This is a genomic window from Lactococcus sp. DD01 (genome assembly GCF_001578715.1).
Taxonomy (GTDB): Bacteria; Bacillota; Bacilli; order Lactobacillales; family Streptococcaceae; genus Lactococcus; species Lactococcus petauri.
Window position 1 is genome coordinate 14024 of record NZ_KQ968947.1, and the last position, 5251, is coordinate 19274.

Annotated in this window: 6 protein-coding genes; 3 read left to right on the plus strand and 3 right to left on the minus strand. The window is 36.6% G+C overall.

Annotated elements, in window-relative coordinates; translation table 11 throughout:
• Nucleotides 1-27: 27 nt before the first annotated feature.
• Nucleotides 28-702, minus strand: a complete 675-nt coding sequence (gene lepB, locus LACDD01_RS11180; RefSeq protein ID WP_019335263.1) for a signal peptidase I — start codon at nt 700-702, stop codon at nt 28-30.
• Between the two features lie 10 nt (nt 703-712).
• Complete coding sequence (rnhC, locus tag LACDD01_RS11185; RefSeq protein ID WP_061415320.1) at nt 713-1591, minus strand: ribonuclease HIII; 879 nt, start codon at nt 1589-1591, stop codon at nt 713-715.
• A gap of 180 nt (nt 1592-1771) precedes the next feature.
• Here rnhC and rplM point away from each other — a divergent pair, with 180 nt between their 5' ends.
• Together rplM and rpsI are read left to right on the plus strand one after the other, a co-directional pair.
• Nucleotides 1772-2218: a 50S ribosomal protein L13 gene (gene rplM / locus LACDD01_RS11190; RefSeq protein WP_003133539.1), complete on the plus strand. Its 447-nt coding sequence runs from the start codon at nt 1772-1774 to the stop codon at nt 2216-2218.
• A gap of 16 nt (nt 2219-2234) precedes the next feature.
• A complete protein-coding gene (gene rpsI / locus LACDD01_RS11195) occupies nt 2235-2627 on the plus strand; it encodes a 30S ribosomal protein S9 (protein WP_003133537.1) in 393 nt (130 codons plus the stop codon).
• A 240-nt stretch (nt 2628-2867) separates the two neighbouring features.
• Here the strand turns inward: rpsI and LACDD01_RS11200 are convergent, their stop codons facing one another.
• Nucleotides 2868-3539 carry an MgtC/SapB family protein gene (locus LACDD01_RS11200; RefSeq protein WP_061415322.1) on the minus strand — a complete coding sequence of 224 codons (672 nt, stop codon included), beginning with the start codon at nt 3537-3539 and terminating at the stop codon, nt 2868-2870.
• A 260-nt stretch (nt 3540-3799) separates the two neighbouring features.
• Between LACDD01_RS11200 and cls the strand changes: the two genes are divergently transcribed.
• Nucleotides 3800-5248 carry a cardiolipin synthase gene (gene cls / locus LACDD01_RS11205; protein WP_061415325.1) on the plus strand — a complete coding sequence of 483 codons (1449 nt, stop codon included), beginning with the start codon at nt 3800-3802 and terminating at the stop codon, nt 5246-5248.
• The last annotated feature ends 3 nt before the right edge of the window (nt 5249-5251 follow it).

A 5251-nucleotide genomic window follows, 5' to 3' on the forward strand; every position in this document is an offset into this window, starting at 1 on the left:
CTTTGTCTATCTAGACAAAGTTTTTTATTAGTTAAGGGTAGAAATTTTATTAATTGGCCACACACGGAACATGGTTCGACCAACAATATCAGAACGTTTAAAGGTTCCTACTGCTCGACTGTCTCTCGACACAATACGGTTATCCCCTAAGAGAAGATACTCTCCCTCAGGTACTTTAATCGTAAAGGTTGGATTGCCTGTTGCATCCGTGGTAAAGGCTTGAGCTTGTTGCGCAAGTTGAACAAAGTAAGCGCGATTGGCTTCAGAGAGTTCAGAAGTCAAAGCGTAATTTTGATAAGTCTTTTCGAGTTCATTATTAGAAAGCTGTTTTTTAAAGTCTGCCAAGTAGGGCTCATCAGTTTTCTTTCCATTGATGTAAAGTTGATCTTTATCAAATTTAATCTCATCACCCGGCATACCAACCACACGCTTTACAACGTCTTTTGTTTCGGTTTGCCCATTTACTGTTTCTGTTTCTTTAGCAACTACGATATCAAAGCGGTTAATGCTTGCAGTTTTAATAAGAACCAGGCGTTGTTTATCAGCTAAGTTTGGATCCATTGAATGACCATCAACAACGACAAGTGACCAGATAAAGATACGTGAGAGGATTGCGATAGTGATAATTGCGAGAAAGATGCCCCATTCTTTAACGAATCGTGTGAAGGCATTGGGTTGTTTGTTTTGTGTGGTATTTTCCATATTTAACTTTCTATATTTGAGCTATGTTTATTGCTTTCTTAGTGTTAGCAAAATGTAATTTTGCATATCTTTTCAAGGACTCAGGACCGTTTTGACGTATTAGCTTTGCAGCTACTTGGTCAGAAGCTGCTCCGGCGCCGCTTGGTAACTTATACCCTGCTTCTAGAGAAAGAGCTTTGAGATTTTCTAGAAAGAGGTAGCGGGCAATAATAGAGCTGCAAGCAACGGCTAAGAATTGGTCTTCAGCCTTAGGTAAAAGGGTAACTTTACCGTTCACTTTATTTTGCTCGGCTAATAAATATTTTTGGTAATTTTTTTCAGTCGTAAAGGCATCAACAATTATATATTCAATACTTTCTGAAACACGTTTTTCGAGGAGATAAATAGCTTGGTTATGCAAGGCTACTTTGATACTTACAGCATTGTAACCTGAATCAATGACTTGGTTATATTTTGTGGGTTCAACAATCAAAGGCACATGTGTGATATTCTCCATTAATTGAGGAGCAATTTGATAGATTTTTTCATCGGTAACTTTTTTAGAATCGGCGACACCGAGCTTCTTTAATAAAAGTACATCTTCAGTATTGACAAAACTTGCCACAACGACTAAGGGACCAAAATAAGAACCATTGCCGACTTCATCGGTACCGATTATGTTCTCTTGTTGCTGTGGACGTGATGAAGCAGTATGCCCAAATTGTTGAGCGATACGTTCAGCATCCTCTCCTTGAAAGACAACTTTTCCTGACGTATATACAGAAATAGTAGCTTTAGGTAGCTTTGCATAAAAAGCAATATATTGGTTTTTTGATGCCTTCTTATATTTGTCGAACTTAAGAATAAGTCTATCTAACATTTTGGAGTCTAAAGTAAGAACTACATTCATGGTAATAGTTTAACATAAAAGCAAAAAAATTAAAAATGAATCTTGACAAGACTTGACATATGTGGTATTATGATAAACGGTATTGTTTACCCCATTTTTGTGGCCCCGGAAACCCAAAAATATTTGCAGGACTCTTACACCTGCCGTAAACAAATTCTAAGTAAAGGAAACTTAACCCAAATGATGAAAACAACATTCATGGCTAACGCTTCAAACGTTGACCGTAAATGGTACGTGGTTGACGCAACTGATGTACCTCTTGGTCGTTTGTCAGCTGTAGTTGCTAGCGTGCTTCGCGGTAAAAACAAACCAACTTTCACTCCTCACACAGATACAGGTGATTTCGTTATCGTTATCAATGCTGATAAAGTAAAACTTACTGGTAAAAAAGCAACTGATAAAGTTTACTACCGTCACAGCCTTCACCCAGGTGGATTGAAATCAATCACTGCTGGTGAACTCCGTGAGAAAAACGCTGTACGTTTGATTGAAAAATCAGTTAAAGGTATGCTTCCACACAACACTCTTGGACGTGCTCAAGGCATGAAACTTAAAGTGTTTGTTGGAGGTGAACACACACACGCAGCACAAAAACCTGAAGTTCTTGATATTTCAGGTCTTATCTAAGGAGGGAACGCACTAAATGGCACAAGTACAATATGCTGGCACAGGACGCCGTAAAAATTCAGTTGCTCGTGTACGTCTCGTACCCGGCACAGGTAAAATCGTAATTAACAAACGTGATGTAGAAGACTACATCCCACAAGCAGCACTTCGCCTTGTTATCAACCAACCATTTGCAGCTACACAAACTGAAGGTAGCTACGACACACTCGTAAACGTAAACGGTGGTGGTGTATCAGGTCAATCAGGAGCTATCCGTCACGGTATCGCTCGTGCATTGCTTGAAGTGGATCCAGACTTCCGTGGTGCTTTGAAACGCGCTGGCTTGCTTACACGTGATGCTCGTATGGTTGAACGTAAAAAAGCTGGTCTTAAGAAAGCCCGTAAAGCTTCACAATTCTCAAAACGTTAATCTGTTTCAGATATATCAACGTTTCGAACAATTATTTGGTGGAGATTGGTGTAACATTCAATCTGCCTCATATAAATATCAAAAAGACACCAGAATTTTACTGGTGTCTTTTTGGTATTTATTGTAGCAGCTCCATTTAAGCAATATTTATCATAAAGACCGTCTTAAATACGAATACTAAGAGCGGAGTAAGATTTCGAAAAGTAAAAGTACCCCTAGGAAGGGGCTCTATTTTTAAGATTAGTATTCAATTGATTTAATCTTTTCGTTTGACTCTAAAAGAGTTACCAGTGATGCAAGTTCATAAGTTTTGGGTAAGCTCAGATATAGATCAGTTTTCAAACAATTATTTGATTTTTTTTCAACTTTTATACTCAGAATTTTGATATGTTCATTTTTCATTTGTTTTTGCAACAGGCGAAGACCTTCAATATCTTCTAATTGAACGATAAGATGATTGCTTGTAGCTGTTTTTATCCAGCGATAATTTTGATGTAAAATAATTTGAAAAAGTAAAATGAGTAAAGTAGCTCCAATACCTATAAAATATAATCCAGAACCAATAGCCATACCAATACCAGAAGTTGCCCAAATGCCAGCAGCGGTGGTTAAGCCTCGAACGGATTGATTGTGAACAAAGATCAGTCCTGCTCCTAAAAAACCAATTCCGCTTACAATTTGAGCAGCAATTCTGGAAGGATCAAGATTGATCCCATGAGTGCTAATGATGTCCATAAAGCCGTATTTTGAGACGATAATCATCAAGGCAGCACTCAAAGCAACAATTAAATGAGTACGTGTGCCAGCATTTTTATAACGGCTATTTCTTTCATAACCAATAGCATAGCCACAAATTCCTGCTAATATTAAACGAATCAACCAATCAATTTGTGTTAAGAAAGTAATTTGCATAAAAATTCCTCCTTGTCATTTAAAACCTACCTTACATTATATCGCTATTTTAATAAGAAAAACAGTAATTTTTATAAAAAATGAATAACTTATATTGGACTAAATATATATAGTATATTCTCTGTAGAGGTGGAAAGTTCAAGCGTTTTTTTACACAATAGTACATTAATGTCTAGCACACGTTCAATATTCAATCAATTTTGGTATAATTGGATGAACAATATTATTTTATAGAGGATTATTTTAGGGAGAAATATTTTATGTCACTTGCGACAATTTATAGTTTTATTGGAACACTGATAACGATTAACACGGTGCTTGCCCTTGTGACGATTTTTCGTAAACCGAGGTCTATTGCCAGTATTTTGGCTTGGTTTATGTTCTTAGTTTTTTTACCAGGTATTGGATTTCTTGGCTATCTTTTCCTAGGACGAGGACTTGATCGAACAACAACACGTCGTTTTGAAGAAGAAAACAAATACAACCTGTCCATTCTTGGCCAAAGAGTTCATGAAAACAATGAAAAATTTGGGCCCAAAGATATGACCCCCTACGAAAAATTACTTAAAAGATATTTTAATAATATGGAGCGAACACCGCTTTGTCGTGGGAATAATGTACAATTTTATCTAAATGGTGAAGATAAATTTTCAGCTTTGTTTGAAGATATAAAAAATGCCAAAGACAATATTCATGTTGAATACTATGCATTTTTTAATGACAAAATTGGAACTGCTTTTCGGGATCATTTGATTACGAAAGCTAAAGAAGGTGTTGAAGTAAGGGTGGTTTACGACCCATGGGGAGGAAAAACGAAAAAAGATTTCTTTAAACCATTAGAGGAAGCCGGCGGGAAAGTTACAGCCTTTATCACTTCGCGTAATGCACTAATGAAAACGCGGCTTAACTATCATTTACACCGTAAAATCGTAGTGATAGATGGTCAAATTGGCTGGACTGGTGGGTTTAATGTTGGTGATCAATATATTTACAATAGTAAAAAGTTTGGTTTCTGGCGTGATACACATGGCAGAATTGTTGGTACAGCAGCTTTCGGTCTTCAAGAAACGTTTATTCGAGATTGGAATGTTTCAGTTAAAGACCCTCGAGAGAAACTTGAACGAAAAGATACATATTTTGTGGTACCAGAAGAAGAGGGAAACATTGATATCCAGATTGTGGCTAACGGTCCAGAAAATGATAATAAAACCTTAAGAACAGGTTTTATTAAAATGATTATGGATGCAGAAGACTATATTTGGCTTCAATCGCCTTATTTGATACCTGATGACTCTATGATAACGGCACTTATTGCAGCGGCGAATTCTGGTGTTGATGTAAGGATAATGATTCCCGATATGCCTGATCATCCGTTTATTTTTCGAGCAACGCAGTATTACGCAAATTATCTGCATAAACAAGGCGTAAAAATATACAATTATACAAATGGCTTTATACATTCTAAAACTCTTGTAATGGATGGAAAATTAGGTGTTTTTGGTACAACTAATCAAGATATACGCAGTTATGAATTAAATTTTGAGATAAGTGCTTTTTGCTATGATGAAGGAGTAGCAGAGGAGATGAGAAAGACTTTTGAGGCAGATTTGAGAGATTCAAGTCTACTTACAGATGAAGAAATTGCTCAACAATCCCTCTGGCTTAAAATCAAGCAAAACTTTTCACGATTACTGAGTCCAATATTATAGAAT